Here is an 18,128-nt window from a genome sequence, read left to right as displayed (position 1 = left end):
CACCCCGGGGGGACGGCCCCGGACACCGATCGGCCGGCCCCCGACGTGCGGGAGCCGGCCGTCTGCCGCTGTTCTCGGGCCCGGACCTCAGACCCTACGCCAGCGGGCCATCATGAAGGAGAAGACGCCGAACAGGACCAGGCCCACGGCGACGAGGGCCAGCAGCCAGGGCCCCACGGGGGTCCCGGCGAACGACCTCAGGGTGTCGTCCAGACCCTTGGCCTCGTCGGGCTCGTAGGCCACCGCCGCCCGCACGGCGAACACGCCGGCGACCGCGAAGACCGCACCGCGGGTGGCGCCGCCGCCCACGCCCGAGACGTCGACCACCCGGCGCGTCGTACGCGACATCTCGCCGAGCTTCATGTGCTTGTGGTACTTGCGCATCACGGCCCGGACGGCGATCCACACGCCCGCGCACACGATGCCGACCCCAGCCGCGCCGACGATCCACTGCCCCGCCGGAATCTCCAGGACCCGGGCGGTCGCGTCCTTGGACTGCTTGTCGCTGGACTGCTTTCCGCCCGTACCGGCGGCGAAGGACAGCACCGAGTAGGCGACGAAGGCGTAGAAGACGCAGCGAGCCGCCGACATCAGCCGCTTCCGCCAGGACCGGCCGTTCTCACCGACCGCGCCGAACACCGCCTCGGACAGCCGCCACAGCGCCATGCCGACGAGCCCGGCCCCGAGGATCCACAGCAGCGCCGCACCGAAGGGCTGCGCCGCTATCTCCTCCAGCGCGCCGGTACGGTCGGCCTGGCGGTGCCCCTCGCCGAAGGCGATCTGCAGCGCCAGCACACCGACCAGCAGATAGATCACACCCCGGGCGGCCAGCCCGGCCTTGGCGGCGGTCTCCGTCGGAGACCCGGTCGCCGCTCTGCGGACGCGGAAACGCCCTCCCCTCACGGCCGCGTCCGTGTTCATATGGCCGTGGACCGATCCGCCGACTTGTTCTCGAGCCGCAACTGGATCTCCACTTCCTGGTCACCGGCTTCCTCGCCGAGCTGGTGCACGGTGAACGCCTCGGCGAGCGCCTCACGCAGGTGCTTCACCGCGAGAGGACCACCCTGCACGTCCGCCGTCACGGGCGCCGAGAGCTCGGTCGGCGGTACGGGGGAATCTCCGGACGTGCCGGAGGTGTCGAAGGTCCCGGTCCACATCGTCGGCCGGTTCCCCTCGGTCTCATGGGGCCTGTCCTCGGCACAGCGGTCCGAGGAGAAGCGGCTGCACAGTGCGGCGAACAGACTCCCGGCGTCCGCCGCGGAGCAGTCGCTGAGCACCACCTGGACCTGCGATGCGGCCAGCGGACTCGTACTCATTCGAAAACCCTCTCCCTATCGCCTGCGCGCAGACGCGTTCGTGCTGTCACGGGTACCCCGAGGGTGGCGGTGAAACAGGTTCGCGGCCACCGGTGTGTGGCCGTACCCGCCCAGGTCAGCACGGACGGTGAGCTATGTTGAGTCCTTGTGGGACGTGAAGGAGGCGACTCGGTGCCATCGCCGCAGCAGGCACGCGCGCAGGCATCTGCGATCACCTCGGGAAGAACGGCACCCGAGACCGGCGCGTCGCCGACCTCGCAGCTCAGGGAGCTGTTCGACGGCCCCCGGCTCTCCCCCGGACAGCGGCGCATCGCCCAGTACCTGATCGAGCACATCACCGAGGCGGCGTTCCTGTCGATCACCGATCTCGCCGAGCGCGTGGGGGTCAGCCAGCCGTCGGTGACCCGGTTCGCCGCCGCGGTCGGCTTCAGCGGTTACCCCGCGCTGCGGGAACGGCTCCAGGCCATCGCGCTGGCCACCCTCGGCAGCGCGCCCGGCACGCCCGCGGAGCACCGGAGCAACGAACTGCAGGCGGCGGTGGACGCCGAGATCGAGAACCTGGAGAACCTGCGGCGCGACTTCGCCGACCCGGACAAGGTGATCGACGTCGGCCGGGCGCTGTCCCGCTCGACGCCGCTGACCGTGCTGGGCCTGCGGATCTCGGTGTCCCTGGCCGAGTACTTCGCCTACGCCGCACGGCGGATCCACCCGGACGTGCGCCTGGTGACCCGGGGCGGCAGCGTCGCGTACGACGCCCTGCTCCAGTCGCGTGAGGCGGGCGGCACCTGGGTGCTCGCCTTCGCCATGCCCCGCCACGCGCACGAGACGCTCACCGCGATGCGGGTGGCACGCCGGGCGGGGCTGCGGGTCGCGCTGGTCACCGACCTGCCGCTCGGACCGCTGGCCGACGAGGCCGACGTCACCTTCGCCACCGGGACCGGCTCCCGCCTCGTCTTCGACACGTATGCCGCGCCCCTGGTGATGTCCGCGGCGCTGCTCCAGGCGATGACCGACGCCGACCCGGAGCGGACCCAGGGACGCCTGGAGGGGTACGAGCAGATCGCCGAGCAGCACCAGTTCTTCCTGAAGGACTGAAGGACCGGCGGGGCGCGGGGGCCGGGACCGGAGGATCTGTGGCCGCGGCGGCCGTCGGCGTGAGGGACCGCGGCACGGTGCGTCACGACATCTTCACGGGACTATTCGCCCCATACGGTGCATGAATTTTTTCATGTTCTTGCGTATCTCGCGGTATATATAAATACTTCTGACGGACGCGGTCCCAGAGGCCTCCGGGGCCGCGTCCGACGAATGCCCGGGGCCGTCCGCTCCTACCCAACGGGTCCCGGGTGCTCGGAACGGGACTCGCTCGCGAGTGCCGTGGCGGCGGCCCCGGTCAATCCCCTAGGTCGGGGCCGCCCCAGAACCCGCACTGAGCCGCCGATGTCCCCCGGAAGCGATGAACATGGCCCTGACTTACTCGCCGATCAGTACGGACTGGCCGTGCCAGGTCAAGAACCCCGGAAGCTACGACTGGGAGAGGTCGGCCGCCAAGTGGCTGCGCGACCTGGTGCCGGCCCGCTACGCCAGCTACCCGGCGCTGATGCGCCACCCCGTGCTGCTCGCCCGTCACGCGCAGATCCAGGTGCAGCACGAGATCCGGGTCGCGCGGACCGCCCTGCAGACCGCCCGGGCCGAGCTCCCCGCCCTCGGCATCCCGGAGTCCGTCATCGAGCACACCATCAAGATGTACGCCGCCGAGGTCGGCCAGCTCCACCACATCGCCCGCAGCATCAGGGCCGTCAGTCAGGCCCTCGCGGGCGGTGGGGCCGCCCGTCCGCACTGACGGGCCCGGGGCGCGGGGCGGTGGGCTCAGCCGGCTCTTCCGGCTGTGGCTCCGCCCTCACCCGACGCCTGATCGCGACCAGGGCGGGTACGCGAGCCGTGGTGAGGTCCCGGCGGCGGTGCGGCCGTGCCGGGCCCGGACGGGATGTGTGCCGGACCGGTCAGCACGACGGCATTGCTGTCGCCGATGTCGCCGTCTGCCGCCTCGACGCACTCGACCACGACTAGGACGCGGACATGGACTTCACGACACGGAACCTGCTCGTCGTCGGCGCGATCCTCGCGGCGGTGGTCCTGGCGGTGGCGGTCGCGCTGCTGGTCCGGCTGGTGCGGGCCCGCCGCGACCTGCGCCGCGCCGGTCTCCCGGCCGGGCCCCGCTGGGTCTTCTGGGGCGCCGTCGCCTATCTCGTACTCCCCGCCGACCTGCTGCCCGACCCCGTCTACCTGGACGACATCGGCGTCCTGCTGCTCGCCCTGAGGTCGATGCGCGCGGCCGTGCCGACGGGGGATCCCGGGGACACCGGCGGAGTCCTGTCCGAGAAGCGGTTCTCCGGCTGACGTCCGGTCAGGACGGGTCGGCGGGACCGAGCGAGCGCAGCCACCGCGCGGCTTCGCCCGGAGTGCCGAAGCGCACCACGCGCAGCGGCGCGAACCGGGGGTCGAGGGCGCGCCGGTGGATCTCCGCACGTCTGGTCCCGTGCTGGGACCAGGCCCACCAGGCCGGATGGTCGGTCCGGAACCAGCCCGCCAGGGTCTCCCTGTTGCCCCCGAAGATGCGCTCGCGCGACAGCGTCCTGCGCAGCGAACGGCGCAGGACACGGGGCATGATCACGCGTCGCCGGTAGTCCAGCCACAGCACCGTGTCCGCGCGCTCCCACAGCAGGTCGCGGACCTCAGGAGCGCCGAACGAGTCGAAGATCCAGGTCCCGGACGCGGCGATCCGGCCGACGTCCTCGCTGAACGTCGCGCTCACCGCCCAGCCGGGCCCGCCGAAGTACAGCGCGTCCATCTCGTGGCAGGGCACGTCCAGCCGCGCCGCCACGGCACGCGCCAGGGTGGACTTGCCGGCCCCGCTGATGCCGGCCACGAGAATGCGCTGCATGCCGGGAGCATACGGCCGGCCCGCTCACCCCCCGCCGACGCGTCCCAGCAGTCCGCTGTTCGGGCGCCGGTGCGGCGGCTGTTCCGGTGCCGGACGCTGCGGGGTCTTTGGTATGTCCCGTTGCTGGGGCTTGTCCGCGTCGACCGTCAGCGGCTCGCCGTAGTGGTGGATCGTCAGCGGCTCGCCGCTGAGCACGGTGTAGGTGGCGCTGTTCGGCCTGACCTCCACGCGCAGGCGGCGGCCCAGCATCTCCAGATGGAAGGCGAGGCGGCTGATCCGCTCGGGCAGCCGCGGCGCGAACTGGATCGCGTCCCCGTGGTGGCGCAGCCCGCCGAAGCCGGCGACGAGCGCCATCCAGGCACCGGCGAGGGAGGCGATGTGCAGGCCGTCGCGGGTGTTGTGCTCCAGGTCTTCCAGGTCCATCAGCGCCGCTTCCATCAGATAGTCGTAGGCGAGGTGCGGATGACCTGCCTCGACGGCGATGACGGCCTGGCAGCAGGCCGACAGCGAGGAGTCGCGGACGGTGAGGGGTTCGTAGTAGGCGAAGTTGCGTGCTTTGTGCTCGTCGTCGAAGAAGGGGCTGCACTTGTACATCGCCAGCACCAGGTCGGCCTGCTTGACGACCTGCTTGCGGTAGATGTCGAAGTACGGGAAGTTCAGCATCAGCGGGTACTGCTCGGGGCCGGTGGCCGCGAAGTCCCAGCGCTGATAGCGCGTGAACCCGGCGTTCTGCTCGTGGACGCCGAGTTCGTGGTTGTACGGGATGTGCATGGCCTCGGCGGCGTCCCGCCAGGCGGCGCTCTCCTCGTCGTCGACGCCGAGAGCCGAGGCCTGCCGGGGATGGCGCTCGACGACCTCGGCCGCGGCCAGCAGGTTCGTCCGGGCCATCAGGTTCGTGTACGTGTTGTCGTCCGCGACCGCGCTGTACTCGTCGGGCCCGGTCACCCCGTCGATGTGGAACTTCCCCTGGTGGTCGTGGTGTCCCAGGGACCTCCACAACCGGGCGGTCTCCACCAGCAGTTCGACTCCGGTGTCGCGTTCGAAGTGCTTGTCACCGGTGACGGCGACGTAGCGCACCACGGCGTCGGCGATGTCGGCGTTCACGTGGAACGCGGCGGTGCCGGCCGGCCAGTACGCCGACCCTTCCGACCCCGCGATGGTCCGCCAGGGGAAGGCCGCCCCCTTGAGGCCCAGCTGCGCGGCGCGCTCACGGGCGGCGGGCAGGGTGTTCTGGCGCCAGCGCAGCGCCTCCGCCACGGCACGCGGCGAGGTGTACATGAGCAGGGGCAGCACGAAGGTCTCGGTGTCCCAGAAGGCGTGCCCGTCGTAACCGGAGCCGGTGAGCCCCTTCGCGGGAATCGCCCGCTGCTCGGCACGGGCGCCGGCCTGCAGGACATGGAAGAGGGCGAAGCGGACGGCCTGCTGGATCTCCTCGTCCCCGTCGACCTCCACGTCGGCCCGCGCCCAGAAGTCGTCCAGGTAGCCGCGCTGTTCGTCGACCAGCCCCTGCCAGCCCGAACGGGTGGCGGCGGCCAGCGCCGCGTCCACCTGGTCGCTCACGGCGGGCAGCGACCGCGCGCTGGACCAGCCGTACGAGACGAACTTCTCGACCCTGAGCGTCTGTCCGGGGGCCAGGACGGAGGTGACGGTCAGGCGGGCGACGTCGTCGTTCGCCTCGCTGTCCGTGGTCGTCGGTTCGGGTCCCTGCACCGTGTGGTCGGCGGCGGCACCGACGCGCAGGCCGCTGCGCCGCGTGCGGTGCACGAGCCGCAGCCGGCAGTCCTTCGCGAAGTGCTCCTCCGGCTCCAGCGGCGAGTCCAGGGCGATTGCGGCCCGCGGATCGCCGCTGTGGCCCGGCAGTTGCTCGTTCGCGACGAGCTCCGACTGGACGACGATGCGGCTCTCGCTGTCGACGGCCTCGACCTCGTAGGCGACCGCGGCGATCGACCGCTGGGTGAAGGAGACCAGCCGGGTGGAACGGACGCGGACCGTCGATCCGGCAGGCGACGTCCACTCGCAGGTCCGGGTGAGCAGGCCGGTGCGCAGGTCCAGGGTCCGCTCGTGCGAGCGCAGCTTCCCGTACCGCAGGTCGAACGGCTCGTCGTCGACGAGCAGCCGGATGATCTTGCCGTTGGTGACGTTGATGACGGTCTGCCCGGACTCCGGGTAGCCGTAGCCCGCCTCGGCGTAGGGCAGCGGGTGGCTCTCGTAGACGCCGTTGAGGTAGGAACCGGGCAGGCCGTGCGGTTCGCCCTCGTCGAGGTTTCCGCGCCAGCCGACGTGGCCGTTGGAGAGCGCGAACACCGATTCACTCTGCGGCAGTACGTCGAGGTGCAGGATGTGTTCGCGCACCGTCCACGGCGCGACGGCGTACGACGTGTGGGTGATCAACGCTGCTCCCTCAGTTCGGCCAGATCCTGTACGACGATGTCGGCGCCGTGCTCCCGCAGCGCGTCCGCCTGGCCGACCCGGTCCACACCGACGACGAAACCGAAGTGGCCCGAGCGTCCCGCGTCCATGCCGGCCAGCGCGTCCTCGAAGACGGCGGCGGCCGACGCGTCGACGCCGAGGTCGCGAGCGGCGGCCAGGAAGGTGTCCGGACGCGGCTTGCCGGGCAGTTTCCGCTCGGCGGCGACGACACCGTCGATGCGGACGTCGAAGAGGGACTCCGCGCCGATCGACCGCAGGACGTCCTGGCAGTTGGCGCTGGAGGAGACGACGGCGGTGAGCAGCCCCTCGGCGCGGAGCGCCTGGACGTAGCGCAGTGTGCTGTCGTACGCCTCGACACCGTCGGTGCGGATCAGGTCGAGCAGCAGCTCGTTCTTGCGGTTGCCGAGACCGTGCACCGTCTCCTTGTCCGGCGCGTCGTCGGTGCCGCCCTCGGGCAGTTCGACGCCGCGTGAGGCGAGGAAGGCGCGGACGCCGTCGGCACGGGGCAGCCCGTCCACGTACTGGCCGTAGTCGTCGTCCGAGAAGGGGCGGAAGCCGTCGCCGTCGCGCCGGCGCAGGAAGTCGTCGAACGTCCGCTTCCACGCGGCGGCGTGCACGACGGCCGTCTTGGTGATGACCCCGTCGAGATCGAAGAGGCAGGCCTGGATGTTCTTCGGAAGACCGAACTGCGTCATGGTGACAACCTTCCCCGGTCGGTGCCCTTCCAGCGGGTGTCGGGCACCACATGGCTATCGCTTGCGTCAGCCGCGCGACGCCGGGTACGGAGGTGCTGTTCGGCTGCGGGCATCGTCGGTTCATACTCCTTCCACGAGCTCGACAGAGCGTCTGCCCGAGATGGGGGCCGTCATCCCCACCAGTCCTCGCACCGCCCGGCCGACCTTGAAGGGGAATCACGTCCATGACCTTCGACGACCTCGTGAAGCGGGCGGCAGCGCTCGTGCGTCCCGGCCACCGCGCCCTGCTCGGCATCGCGGGCGGTCCGGGTGCGGGCAAGACGACGCTCGCCGAGCACCTGGTCGAGGCGCTCAACGGGAGGGGGGCGCCGTGCGCGGCGCACGTCCCCATGGACGGTTTCCACCTCGCGGACGCCGAACTGGACCGGCTCGGCCGCCGGGACCGCAAGGGCGCTCCCGACACGTTCGACGCGGCCGGCTACGCGGCACTGCTGCGCCGGCTGCGCGACGACGAGGACGACGTCGTGTACGCGCCGGGCTTCGAACGCACCCTGGAGCAGCCCCTGGCGGGCGCGATCCCGGTCCCCCGCGTGGCCCGTCTGATCGTCACGGAGGGCAACTACCTGCTCGTGCCGGACGGCGACTGGGCCCGCGTCCGGCCGCGGCTCGACGAGGTCTGGTTCTGCGAACTCGACGAGGCGGAGCGCGTACGCCGGCTGGTCGCCCGCCACGAACGCTTCGGCAAGGACCACGAGGCGGCGGTCGCCTGGGTCCGCGGCACGGACCAGCGCAACGCCGACCTCGTCGCGACCACCCGCGACCGCGCGGATCTGGTGGTACCGGCGGACCTCACGGCGGGTGGTTGATCCCGGGCCCCCGGCGACGGGCGGCACGGCACGGGACGCACGGTCGGGACGCACGGTCGGGACGCACGGTCGGGGCGGAGAGCCGTGCGGACGGGCTCGGTTCTCATGCCGAGCCATCCGCGTTATTGACGCGTACACGATCGGCTTCTAGGTTCTCAGCGCTCGATCCGAACCACGTTCGGCCCGTCGGGCACGCGTCACCGGTCCTCCCGCACCGTCCGTCCGGCGCCACGGCTCCGGCGGCGCCCGCTCCCCCACTCGAGGAGACACCTTCGTGCGCAGACTTCTCTCCTGCCTGGCGGCGGCAGCCGCCGTCCTCGGCGGGCTCACCGCCGTCGCCCCGCCCGCCGCGGCCGCCGACTCGGGCACCTTCGACGTGCTCACCTACAACATCGCGGGACTGCCCGACGGCATCTCCAGCGCGCCGACCCCCCGCGGGGCGGCCACCACGACGATCGGCGGACGCCTCGGCCCGTACGACATCGTCCATGTGCAGGAGGACTTCAACCACCACGCCCGCCTGTACGCCGCCGACTCCCACCCGTACCGCACCGCGACCAGCGGGGGCGCCGGCATCGGCAGCGGGCTGAACACGCTGGCCGGACTCCCGGACGACACCGACGAGTTCGAGCGGGTGCGCTGGAACTCCTGTCAGCTCGACTCGGGTGACTGCCTCACCCCCAAGGGCTTCACCTTCATGCGCGAGCGCCTGGCCGAGGGCGTCTACGTGGACCTCTACAACGTGCACACCAACGCCGGTACCAGCGCGGGCGATCTGGCCTCCCGCGCGGACAACCTCAGCCAGCTGACGGCGTTCATCAGGAGCCACTCCGCAGGCAACGCCGTCGTCGTCATGGGCGACACCAACACCCGTTACACACGCTCGGGCGACACGATCGCCGAGTTCGCGTCGGCCAACGGGCTCACCGACACCTGGGTGCGGCTCGTACGCGGCGGCACCCCGCCCGCCAAGGGCAGTGACGCCCTGGTCTGCGACGAGAAGGCGGCCACCGACACCTGCGAGGTGGTCGACAAGATTCTCTACCGGGGCAGTCGGCTCGTCTCGCTCGACGCCACGTCCCACCACAACGAACGCGCCCGCTTCCTGACCGGCGACGGACTCAGGCTCTCCGACCACGACCCCGTCTCCGCCGGTTTCTCCTGGTCCCGCAACGCGGCCTACCGGCTCAGCGACCAGTTCGGCGGACCGCACGGCGACCACTTCACGGACATCGACCGCGTACCGCCCGGGGCGCGGGTCACCACCGTCTCCCTGCGCAGCGGCACACGCGTCGACCGGATGGGGCTGACGCTGGACGACGGCACGGTACTCGCCCACGGAGGCACCGGCGGAACGGCCTCCTCCCTGACGCTCGGCGCCGACGAGTACCTGACCTCGGCCCAACTGTGCCGGGGAAGCAAGGACGGCCGCACCCGCATCTTCTACGCGAAGTTCACGACCAACCTCGGCCGCGTTCTCGCGGGCGGGACGACGACGCCCGACTGCGTGACCCGCACCGCCCCCGACGGACATCACATCGCCGGACTCCACGGCCGCAGCGGTGACGGGGTCGACAAGGTCGGCTTCGTCTACACCAGCCACTGACCCCGGGCGACTTCCGCATCGGCAGGGTCAAATCCGGACGCCGTTCACGCCGGTCCGGGACGCGCCAGGCGGCCGGCGGACCTGCGGGAGGGCAGGTCCGCCGGCCGCCTGGAGCCGGGGGTCCGGATCAGCGGTACGTGATCGCCGGATCAGCTGTACGTGATGTCGGACGCCGTGTACTTGCAGTACGTGCCGTCCGGACCGCTGCCGGTCTCGGTGGGCTCCGCTCCGGTGTTGTTGCCCGTGTACCGGATGCACGGCTTGATCTTCTTGCTGCTGTCGCCGTGGATGCGGATCTTCGTCAGTGTCGCCGTGTCACCGTAGTTGGTGTTGATGCCGACGACGGACTTGCCGGGCGCCGTCACGTCGACGTCGTTCACGACGATCGTGCGCTTGTACTGCGTCGAGCAGTTGCCGCACGAGCGGACCAGCTTGCCGAAGTTCGAGACCTGGAAGCCTGTCACCGTCAGCTTGCCGGCCCCGTTGAACTGGAACACCTTGTCAGAGGCCGACTTGGCGCCGCCGCCGCTCACCAGGTAGGTCGCCGAGGACGACTTGCCCTTGAAGGTGGCCGCGTCCTCACCGACATCCTCCCACCACACGTTCTGCAGCGTGCAGGTGCCGGCGCAGTGGATTCCATCGGCCGCCGGGGCGCCGATGACGACGTTCTTGAGGACCGCGCCGTCCGCGAGGTTGAACAGCGGGTCCTGGCCCTCGTCCTGACCGCCGTCGCCGAGGTCACCGCTGCCGTAGAACCGCTTGAGGCCGCCGTCGTACGTGCCCGAGATCGACTTCGTCGCCGTGACCGCCACGCTGCTCGTCGGCGTCGGCCAGGCCGCCGCCGCGTCGGCGGTGCCCGCCAGACCGCTCACCAGGAAGGTGCCGGCGGTGAGGCCGAGGGCGGCGAGGGTGCTGGTCAGGGCGCGACGCCGGTGGGGGCGGCGACGCGATTGCGGGTTTGCTGATGAGGTCATGTCCCGATTCCTTCTGTGCGTGGGGGTGTCAGAGCTTTCCGGCTCCCGCGCCGGCCGTCACCGAGGCGACGACGGACGAGGCGGGTTCGGGGGTGTAGCCGTAGGGCGGGCTGGTGAAGGAGCCCGTGCGGGAGATCTCGGTGGCGGCTCCGCCGAGATCGTTGCCGCGGAGGTTGGCGTAGCCGTCGACGTCGCTGCTGCGGCTGGTGGTGACCGCGATCTTCGTCGAGCGGAAGACGTTGTTCTCCACGAGCATCTGCGCGCCCATACGGGAGTGCACCGCGGTGTCGGCGCCCTCGACGTAGTTGTCGTAGAAGTGCCCGGTGCCGAAGCGCAGACTGGGGATCCGCGAGTAGACGTTGCTGAAGTGGTTGTGGTGGTACGTCACCTTCAAGTGCCCGGTGTCCTCAGAGGCGTTGCTGTCGCTGTGGCCGACGAGCGAGCCCTTGTAGTGGTTCTTGAAGGTGTTCCAGGAGACCGTGACGTTGTCGGAGGCGTGGGTGATGTCGAGCAGGCCGTCGTAGTAGTCCTTGTCGTGATCACGGTCCGCCGAGAACGAGTTGTGGTCGATCCACACCCTCGTCGACTTCTGGACGGTGACGCCGTCGGAGGGCGCGAGCGGCTTGCTGATGTTCAGGTTGCGTACGACGACGTTGGTCTCCTCCTTGACGCGCAGGCCGCCGCCGGTGAAGCCGGACGACGAACCGACGCCCAGGACCGTGGTGTTGGAGCCGACGTCCACCTGCCCGGACAGCGGGATGAGGCCGCTGACCTTCACCACCTTGGCCGCGTCGCCGGCGACGGCGGACTTGAAGGCGGAGAGCGTCGTGACGGTCACCGGGGTGGCGCTGCCGCCGCCCGTGGTGCCGGCTCCGAAACCGATCGGCGAAGTCTCCGCGGCGCTCGCGGTCTGCGGGAGGACGAGCGCGGCGGTGAGGGCCAGGGCTGCTGCGGCGCCCGTCGCGAGGGCCGGTCTGCGGGAGCGGGTGCGCAGGGGGTGAGTACGCATGCGGGTGTGTCCCTTCGGGTGTGATCCGGGGGTCATGTGCATGAACGACGTACGCCGTGTTGGACTGGGTGCGCATGCGAGCGCTTTCCGCAGGAGTCGTGAAGCTTTCCGGGAGGTGCACTTCCCCAGGTCGCACGGCCTTCGCGCACCGACATGCCGTACGTGCGGTGACGCCTGCGGGTCACGCTGCTGAACGGGAAGGTATGGGGAAAGCGCTTTCTAGTCAACGAGTCGCGCAGAATGCATCCGGCCAACTCTGAAGCTGCCGTTCCGCCTTGCCGACCAATGGCGGCGGTGCGTGCCGCGCGCCCGTGCGGGGGCGCGGCGCCGGGGTCCCCGCACACACCGCGGGCCCTCGGGGGGGGCGCCGAGCCACACGACCTCCGTACCGACCGCGTGCCCTGGGAAGGCCGCCGAGCCACATGACCTCTGCGCCAACCGCGTGCCCTTGCGAGGCCGCCGGCCACACGACCTCCGTACCGACCGCGACCCTCCTGGGGCGCGGGGGGAGGGCTTCGCGGTGCGGGGCCTGGCGGCGTCGTTCACTTCGCGGTCGGTGTGGTCCGCGCCTCCAGTTCGTGGCGCGTGTCGTCGCCGTACACACCCGTCTCGTCACCCCGTATGCCGTACCACTGCTGGAAGCGGGCGACGGCGGCCCTCAGGGCGGCGTCGTAGCTGCCGTCGGTGGGGCCGTCCTCGTACACGTCCGGGATGCGCAGCAGCCGTTCCTGCAGTTCGGCCACCTCCGGACCGCTGTCCCCCTCGCGGAGGGTGCCGGCGCCGTCCGGATCGGCGTCGTCGCGCTGCGCGCCGGCGGCGGACGTCGCGGACGGAGCGGCGGGCGCGGTGGGGCGGGCGGCGCGCGCTTCGTCGTCACCGGGCAGCAGCACGGCGACGGCGAAGCCGAGCACGGCCGCCGCGACCAGCGCCACGCCCATGGCGGCACGGCGCAGGACCGGCCTCTCGCCGAGCCCTCGTACGCGCCGGCGCCCCGCGGCCCTCGCGGCGGCGCGCCGCCCGGCCGCCCGCCCGCCGGGCGTTCCAGCCGTGCATGCCTCCGCCCCTCGGCCAACCGCTGCCGGCCTTCCGCCGATGCCGCCGTTCCGCCTCCCTGGCGTCGGCCCGGTTCCTGCCGTCGGCTTCCCCTGCGCTGGTGCTGCCGACGCCTCGTCATCCGCGGTCGCGATCCCGGTGGACGCGCCCTCGACAGAGGGGATTCCCGAAGGCGCTCCTCCCGTGGCCGTGCCTCCGGTAGCCGCGCCTGCCGTGGCCGCGCTTCCTCCGGAGGCGAGCTCAGGCCCTTCGGGTACGGGCGGCAGTTCCTGCGTGTCCTCCTCCGCGAACGGCGGCGCCCCGGGCGGGTCGACGAAGGAGAACTCGTGGCCGGGCTCGCGCACGGCCCCCGGCGTGGACCCGGGGTCCGGCGCGGACGGACGGGGCGGCCCGGAAGCCCCGCCACCGTCGGCCCCGTACGGGGACCCGGAAGCCACGTCCGGGTCACGCGCGTACGGCTCCCCGGAAACCTCGCCCGAGTCAGACACGTACAACTGCCCGGAAACCTCGCCCGAGCCGGCCACACACGACTGGCCTGAAGCCTCGCCGGGGCCAGGCACATACGGCTGGCCCGACGTGCGCTCCTGGTCCGAGGTGTCCCGTGGGCCGCGGATGGCCGCCGCCCCGCCGGCCTCCCTCTCCCGCACCTGCCTCAGGAGATCGGCCAGCGAATCGGGCGCGCGCCCGCGCTCGACGTGCGTGGGCTCGATCTCCGGGCGCTCCGGCCGCGGGCCGGGTTCGGGCCGTGTCGGCACGCTGCTCTCCTTCCGCGGGCGGGGGTCGTCGGCATCCCTGTGCAGAGATACGTGGACACCGAGCCGCAGGTTCAGCCGACGCTCCCCCTCATCCCGGCCAGTTGATCCATGCCGACCGCCGGCCGGCCGTTGACTCGCACCACCGCGTGCGAGACATTTTTGAACGCGTTCAACTCAATGCGCTACGGTGTCCGACAAGAGAGAGGGAGCCCGATGAAGATAGTGATACCCGGGGGAACCGGACAGGTGGGCACCATCCTCGACCGGGCGCTGACGGCGGCGGGTCATGACGTCCTGATCCTGACCAGGTGGCCCGTGCGCGAACGCGAGATCCACTGGGACGGCGAGACACCGGGCCCCTGGGCCGAGGCGGTCGACGGCAGCGACGTCGTCATCAACCTGGCCGGACGCAGCGTCAGTTGCCGCTACACCGCGGACAACCTGCGGGCCATGATGGACTCGCGGGTGAACTCCACCCGGGTCGTGGGCGAGGCGATCCACGCCGCCGCGCGGCCGCCCCGGGTGTGGCTGCAGATGAGCACCGCCACCATCTACGCACATCGCCACGACGCACCGAACGACGAGGCGACCGGCGTGCTCGGCGGCGCCGAACCCGGCGTACCGGGGTACTGGGCCTACAGCGTCGAGATAGCCCGCGCCTGGGAGCGGGCGCAGGAAGAGGCCGCGACACCGCACACCCGCAAGGTCGCCCTGCGCTCCGCGATGGTCATGAGCCCCGACCGGGGCGGGGTCTTCGACATCCTGTCGCGACTGGCACGGCTCGGACTCGGCGGCCCGGTCGCGGGGGGAAGGCAGTACGTGTCCTGGATCCACGAGCGGGACTTCGTGCGTGCCGTCGAGTTCCTGATCGACCGGGACGACATCGCGGGACCGGTGAACCTCGCCGCCCCCGTTCCCCTTCCGCAGGGCGCGTTCATGCGGGAGCTGCGCGCGGCCTGGGGCGTCCCGGTCGGCCTGCCGGCGACGACGTGGATGGCCGGGCTCGGCGCCTTCGCGCTGCGCTCGGACACCGAACTCCTCCTGAAGAGCCGCCGCGTCGTCCCCGGCCGCCTGTCGGCGGCGGGCTTCTCCTTCGACCACGGGCAGTGGCCGGACGCCGGGCGCGACCTGGTGCGCCGGTGGCGCGAGGAACGCCGTCACCGGCGGGCGGCACCGCCTCACGGGGCGGGTGACCGGCCGCGCTCCGTGGGGTGAGTGCCTGCCCTCCGGCCGCGGTGCGGTGAGGCGCGACACGGCCGGCTTCTCGCAGTACCCGTACGGCTCCGACCCCGACGACCCCTCATCCCTCTACTGTCGCGGGCCAACCTCGAATTCATCCACCGCGTGGCCGGGATCGCCATCGTCCGCGACCTGTGGTGGACCCGCGTCGCCGCTCCCAGCCGAGGCCTGTCCGAGGCCTCGGCTGGGAGCGGTGAGGCCTGTCCGAGGCCGACTCGCGCGAGCCGGACGGACGTCCGCCGGCAGGACGACCATGACGGATCGTCATACGGCAGAGTGACGCGACGTACCGGTCGCAGCCCTCCGTGAGCGACTGCGGCCGGCACGTCACGTCACGTCACGTCAGGACGTCACGTCAGCCAGGCCCTATACGCAGCCGATCGAGCCCGCGGGCAGGTTGTTGCCCGTGGAGGTGGCGGTGAAGCCGAAGGTGACACTGCCGTCGGCGGCGATGACGCGGTTGTGGTCGACGTTCTTGACCGTGACCGTGCCGTCCGTGCCGGTGGACAGCGATCCGTTCCACAGGCTGCTGATCTTGGTCCCCGTGCCCGGCTTCCACGCCACGGCCCAGCCGTTGCGCGGCTCCGTGCCGTGGTTCATCACCTCGACGGACGCCTGGAAGCCGCCGCTCCAGGAGTTCACGACGGTGTACTGGGCCATGCACGATCCGGTGTGCGGATCCGAGGGAGTCGGGGTCGGGGTCGGAGTGGGCGTCGGTGTGGGTGTCGGCGTCGGCGTGCCGCCCGGGTTCCTGATGCCGGTCACCTCTCCGTTGCCGCCGTCGAAGACGATGTCGGAGCAGGAGAAGAAGTTCTCCTGACTGTCGGACCGCACCCACTGGATGAAGATCAGGGCGTTGCCCGAACGGCCGGAGGGCAGAGCCAGGTCCCAGGAGTAGTGGCCGCCGTCGGCACCCGGTGACCCCTGCTGGGGCGGATTGGTGACGGTCTGGATCAGGTCCAGGTCGCCCCAGCCCAGCTGCGACGTGGGCGACCAGCCGGCCTTGGACAGGTAGACCCGGAACGAGCCCGGGTGCGCCGCCCAGTTGCTGTACTGCACCTGCATGGTCTTCCCCGACGTCAGATGCGTCCTGGGCCAGTCGGCGCGGGCCGCGTTGTAGCCGGAGAAGTCGTACGGCGACCGGTCGCCGGCACTGCACAGGGTGCCGTCCGGCACATAACCGGCGCCCCGGCCGCCCGCCTGGGAGTCGAGCACGGCGAACCAGTTGTACAGCGGTGTGGTACCGCTCTTGTTCACGGCGTCCCGGCAGGCGGGATTCGTCGGGTCCAGTGCCCCGTTGCCCGTACGGGCGTCCAGGTAGCAGAGGTAGGTGCGCGAGCCGGGAAGCATCGCCACCCCGTGCGCCTGGGCGGAGCCCTGCCCCAGCAGGGTCATGCCGAGCGCCGCGAGCAGGGTGGCGAAGGCGGCTGCCATCGACAGAATGGTGCTGCGTCGAGCCATGCTTTTCTCCTTTCGGTCGTACTCCGACGTACTCGGTCGTACTCGGTCGGGTGTGCGGGGTGGTGCGTCCCCCTGACGACGGGTGCCGTCGGGGCCGCACACGCGGGTAGGGAAACGGCTACCGCCCAGGAGCCGGGGCGTTGGAAGCCCCGCCCGTCCGGCGAGGGTGCCGGCCGGACGGGCGGGGAGTCGGGCACGCACCGCCTTCCGGGCCGGCGAGCGGTGCGCGGCGGATCCGACACCGGACGTCACGCGGTGGTGCCGGCGGAACCGTTAGTCCTGAAATCGATGGGAGCGCTCCCATCCGTGATTCGAGAGGGACTGTAGAAGTCACCCATGTCCCTGACAAGAGGGTGGACGGGACGGCCTGGACACAATTTCGAAGCCGCTGGTCCGAGGGGTGTTTCCTCGGACGGGCTCGGGGGCCGTTCTTTCCGGGAGCGCTCCCGGACAGCGCCTCGCGCCCCCGAAGTCGCCGGTTCCGCCGCTCCGGAGCACGGCACCGGATGCCGGCGACGGCGTCCCGCCGGTGCCGGGGTCCTCCGGTGCCGTGCGCTCAGGCGGAGTCGCGCAGTACGAGTTCCGTCCGGAGGATGACATGCCGCCAGGCCACGGCCGGCTCCTTCATCTCCTCCTCGAGCAGCCCCACCATGGCCCGGCCGATCTCTTCCACCGGCTGACGGACCGTGGTCAGCTTGGGGTCCGTGTGCTGGGCCAGCAGGAAGTCGTCGAAGCCGACCACTCCGACGTCGTCGGGAACCCGGCGGCCCGCCGCGCGCAGGGCGGTCAGCGCACCGGCGGCGGTGGTGTCCGAGGCGGCGAACACGCCGTCGATCCCGGGGTGCCGCTCGATGAGGCCGGTCATCGCCCGGCGTCCGCTCTCCTCGGTGAAGTCGCCCTCCACGACGAGGGACGGCACGTCCTCGGCTCCCGCGCGCCGCAGCGCCTCCCGGTAGCCGCGCAGCCGGCACTGGGCGACGTACATGTCGAGGGGACCGGTGATGGTGGCGATGGTCCTGCGTCCGCTGTCCAGCAGATGCGAGACCGCGTCGCGAGCACCGCCGACGTTGTCCGCGTCGACGTACGTCACGCACTCGTCGCCCGTGCGCCGCCCCAGCAGGACGGTGGGCAGACCGGCCTGCGCGAGCATGTCCGGCAGCGGGTCCTGGGCGCGGACGGACATCATCAGGACCCCGTCCACCCGGCCGCCGCGCGCGTACTCCACGAAGCGCTGCCGTTCGGTCTCGGAACGGATCAGCGTCAGGAGCAGTTGCACCCCGCTGTCGGTCAGGGCGTCGCCGACCGAGCGGACGATCTCGCTGAAGAAGGGCTCGCCGAACAGCCGCCAGTCCTTCTCCGTCATCACCAGCGCCACGGCGTCGGCGCGACGGCCGGCCAGCGAGCGGGCGGCCAGGTTGGGCACGTAGCCCAGTTCGTCGATGGCGCGGCGCACCGCGTCCCGGGTCGAAGCGCGCACGCCCACCGCGTTGTTGATGACGCGGGAGACGGTGCCGCGCCCCACACCGGCGCGGGCGGCCACCTCCTCCAGCGTCGGGACACCGGGACGCTGCCTGCCCATACCCCACCCCCATCTCCCACCCGAGATCACCCGATACTACGACCCGCCCGGTGCGCGGGGGCCGGGACCGGTCATCGACGTGGCCGTCCGGCTGATCCGCTGTCAGTGCGTGTTCCTGAGCCGCGGCTCTCAGTAGCCCGGGGTCCTACGCCGGCTTCGACCACCGTCCGGATGCGATGTTCTGCTCGCCGCGGTGCAAGT

Annotated in this window: 16 protein-coding genes; 6 read left to right on the top strand and 10 right to left on the bottom strand. The window is 71.5% G+C overall.

The genetic code is table 11. From position 1 onward, the window contains the following. Window positions 1-87 precede the first annotated feature (87 nt). Window positions 88-921, bottom strand: a complete 834-nt coding sequence (locus ACFYP4_RS20925) for a DUF1206 domain-containing protein (RefSeq protein ID WP_358853169.1) — start codon at window positions 919-921, stop codon at window positions 88-90. Then, on the bottom strand, window positions 918-1,316 hold the full coding sequence (locus tag ACFYP4_RS20920; protein WP_388786973.1) for a hypothetical protein: 399 nt from the start codon (window positions 1,314-1,316) through the stop codon (window positions 918-920). Before ACFYP4_RS20920 ends, ACFYP4_RS20925 begins: the two co-directional genes overlap by 4 nt. Before the next feature lie 171 nt (window positions 1,317-1,487). On the opposite strand from ACFYP4_RS20920, the gene ACFYP4_RS20915 reads away from it, so the two are divergent. The 3 genes from ACFYP4_RS20915 (at window position 1,488) to ACFYP4_RS20905 (ending at window position 3,716) form a co-directional block, all read left to right on the top strand. Next, complete coding sequence (locus ACFYP4_RS20915; protein WP_358853171.1) at window positions 1,488-2,411, top strand: MurR/RpiR family transcriptional regulator; 924 nt, start codon at window positions 1,488-1,490, stop codon at window positions 2,409-2,411. 367 nt (window positions 2,412-2,778) lie between these two features. Beyond that, window positions 2,779-3,159, top strand: coding sequence for a hypothetical protein (locus tag ACFYP4_RS20910; RefSeq protein WP_358853172.1), 381 nt, complete (start codon window positions 2,779-2,781; stop codon window positions 3,157-3,159). 236 nt (window positions 3,160-3,395) lie between these two features. Then, a complete protein-coding gene (locus ACFYP4_RS20905; protein ID WP_358853173.1) occupies window positions 3,396-3,716 on the top strand; it encodes a YkvA family protein in 321 nt (106 codons plus the stop codon). A 7-nt stretch (window positions 3,717-3,723) separates the two neighbouring features. On the opposite strand, the gene ACFYP4_RS20900 is transcribed toward ACFYP4_RS20905, so the two are convergent. From ACFYP4_RS20900 to ACFYP4_RS20890, 3 genes are read right to left on the bottom strand one after another with little or no spacing between them, the layout of a single operon-like run. Then, window positions 3,724-4,260, bottom strand: coding sequence for an adenylate kinase (locus ACFYP4_RS20900; RefSeq protein ID WP_358853174.1), 537 nt, complete (start codon window positions 4,258-4,260; stop codon window positions 3,724-3,726). Window positions 4,261-4,284: 24 nt separating this feature from the next. Further along, on the bottom strand, window positions 4,285-6,651 hold the full coding sequence (locus ACFYP4_RS20895) for a glycosyl hydrolase family 65 protein (protein ID WP_358853175.1): 2,367 nt from the start codon (window positions 6,649-6,651) through the stop codon (window positions 4,285-4,287). Then, entirely contained in the window at window positions 6,648-7,385 is a 738-nt protein-coding gene (locus ACFYP4_RS20890; protein ID WP_358853176.1) for a beta-phosphoglucomutase family hydrolase, read from the bottom strand. The genes ACFYP4_RS20895 and ACFYP4_RS20890 overlap by 4 nt, the downstream gene beginning before the upstream one ends. Before the next feature lie 224 nt (window positions 7,386-7,609). On the opposite strand from ACFYP4_RS20890, the gene ACFYP4_RS20885 reads away from it, so the two are divergent. Continuing rightward, window positions 7,610-8,251 (top strand): nucleoside/nucleotide kinase family protein, encoded by a 642-nt coding sequence (locus ACFYP4_RS20885; RefSeq protein ID WP_388786968.1) that lies wholly within the window; start codon window positions 7,610-7,612, stop codon window positions 8,249-8,251. Between the two features lie 274 nt (window positions 8,252-8,525). Further along, complete coding sequence (locus tag ACFYP4_RS20880) at window positions 8,526-9,857, top strand: jacalin-like lectin (RefSeq protein ID WP_358853178.1); 1,332 nt, start codon at window positions 8,526-8,528, stop codon at window positions 9,855-9,857. A gap of 149 nt (window positions 9,858-10,006) precedes the next feature. Here ACFYP4_RS20880 and ACFYP4_RS20875 read toward each other — a convergent pair whose 3' ends face one another. The 3 genes from ACFYP4_RS20875 to ACFYP4_RS20865 all read right to left on the bottom strand — a co-directional run bounded on the left by ACFYP4_RS20875 (window position 10,007) and on the right by ACFYP4_RS20865 (window position 12,778). Beyond that, window positions 10,007-10,831, bottom strand: coding sequence for a pectate lyase (locus tag ACFYP4_RS20875; RefSeq protein WP_358855911.1), 825 nt, complete (start codon window positions 10,829-10,831; stop codon window positions 10,007-10,009). Window positions 10,832-10,859: 28 nt separating this feature from the next. Next, complete coding sequence (locus tag ACFYP4_RS20870; RefSeq protein ID WP_388786964.1) at window positions 10,860-11,840, bottom strand: polysaccharide lyase family 1 protein; 981 nt, start codon at window positions 11,838-11,840, stop codon at window positions 10,860-10,862. 542 nt (window positions 11,841-12,382) lie between these two features. After that, window positions 12,383-12,778 carry a peptidoglycan-binding protein gene (locus ACFYP4_RS20865; protein WP_388786961.1) on the bottom strand — a complete coding sequence of 132 codons (396 nt, stop codon included), beginning with the start codon at window positions 12,776-12,778 and terminating at the stop codon, window positions 12,383-12,385. Between the two features lie 1,083 nt (window positions 12,779-13,861). On the opposite strand from ACFYP4_RS20865, the gene ACFYP4_RS20860 reads away from it, so the two are divergent. Further along, on the top strand, window positions 13,862-14,863 hold the full coding sequence (locus ACFYP4_RS20860) for a TIGR01777 family oxidoreductase (RefSeq protein WP_388786958.1): 1,002 nt from the start codon (window positions 13,862-13,864) through the stop codon (window positions 14,861-14,863). 390 nt (window positions 14,864-15,253) lie between these two features. Here ACFYP4_RS20860 and ACFYP4_RS20855 read toward each other — a convergent pair whose 3' ends face one another. Continuing rightward, entirely contained in the window at window positions 15,254-16,348 is a 1,095-nt protein-coding gene (locus tag ACFYP4_RS20855) for a lytic polysaccharide monooxygenase (RefSeq protein WP_388786955.1), read from the bottom strand. A gap of 556 nt (window positions 16,349-16,904) precedes the next feature. Further along, entirely contained in the window at window positions 16,905-17,927 is a 1,023-nt protein-coding gene (locus ACFYP4_RS20850) for a LacI family DNA-binding transcriptional regulator (RefSeq protein ID WP_358855915.1), read from the bottom strand. Between the last annotated feature and the right edge of the window lie 201 nt (window positions 17,928-18,128).

The sequence above is a fragment of the Streptomyces sp. NPDC005551 genome, assembly GCF_042871785.1.
Classification (GTDB): Bacteria; Actinomycetota; Actinomycetes; order Streptomycetales; family Streptomycetaceae; genus Streptomyces.
Note: the sequence above shows the minus strand (reverse complement) of the source record. Positions and strands in the feature narration are given on the sequence as shown.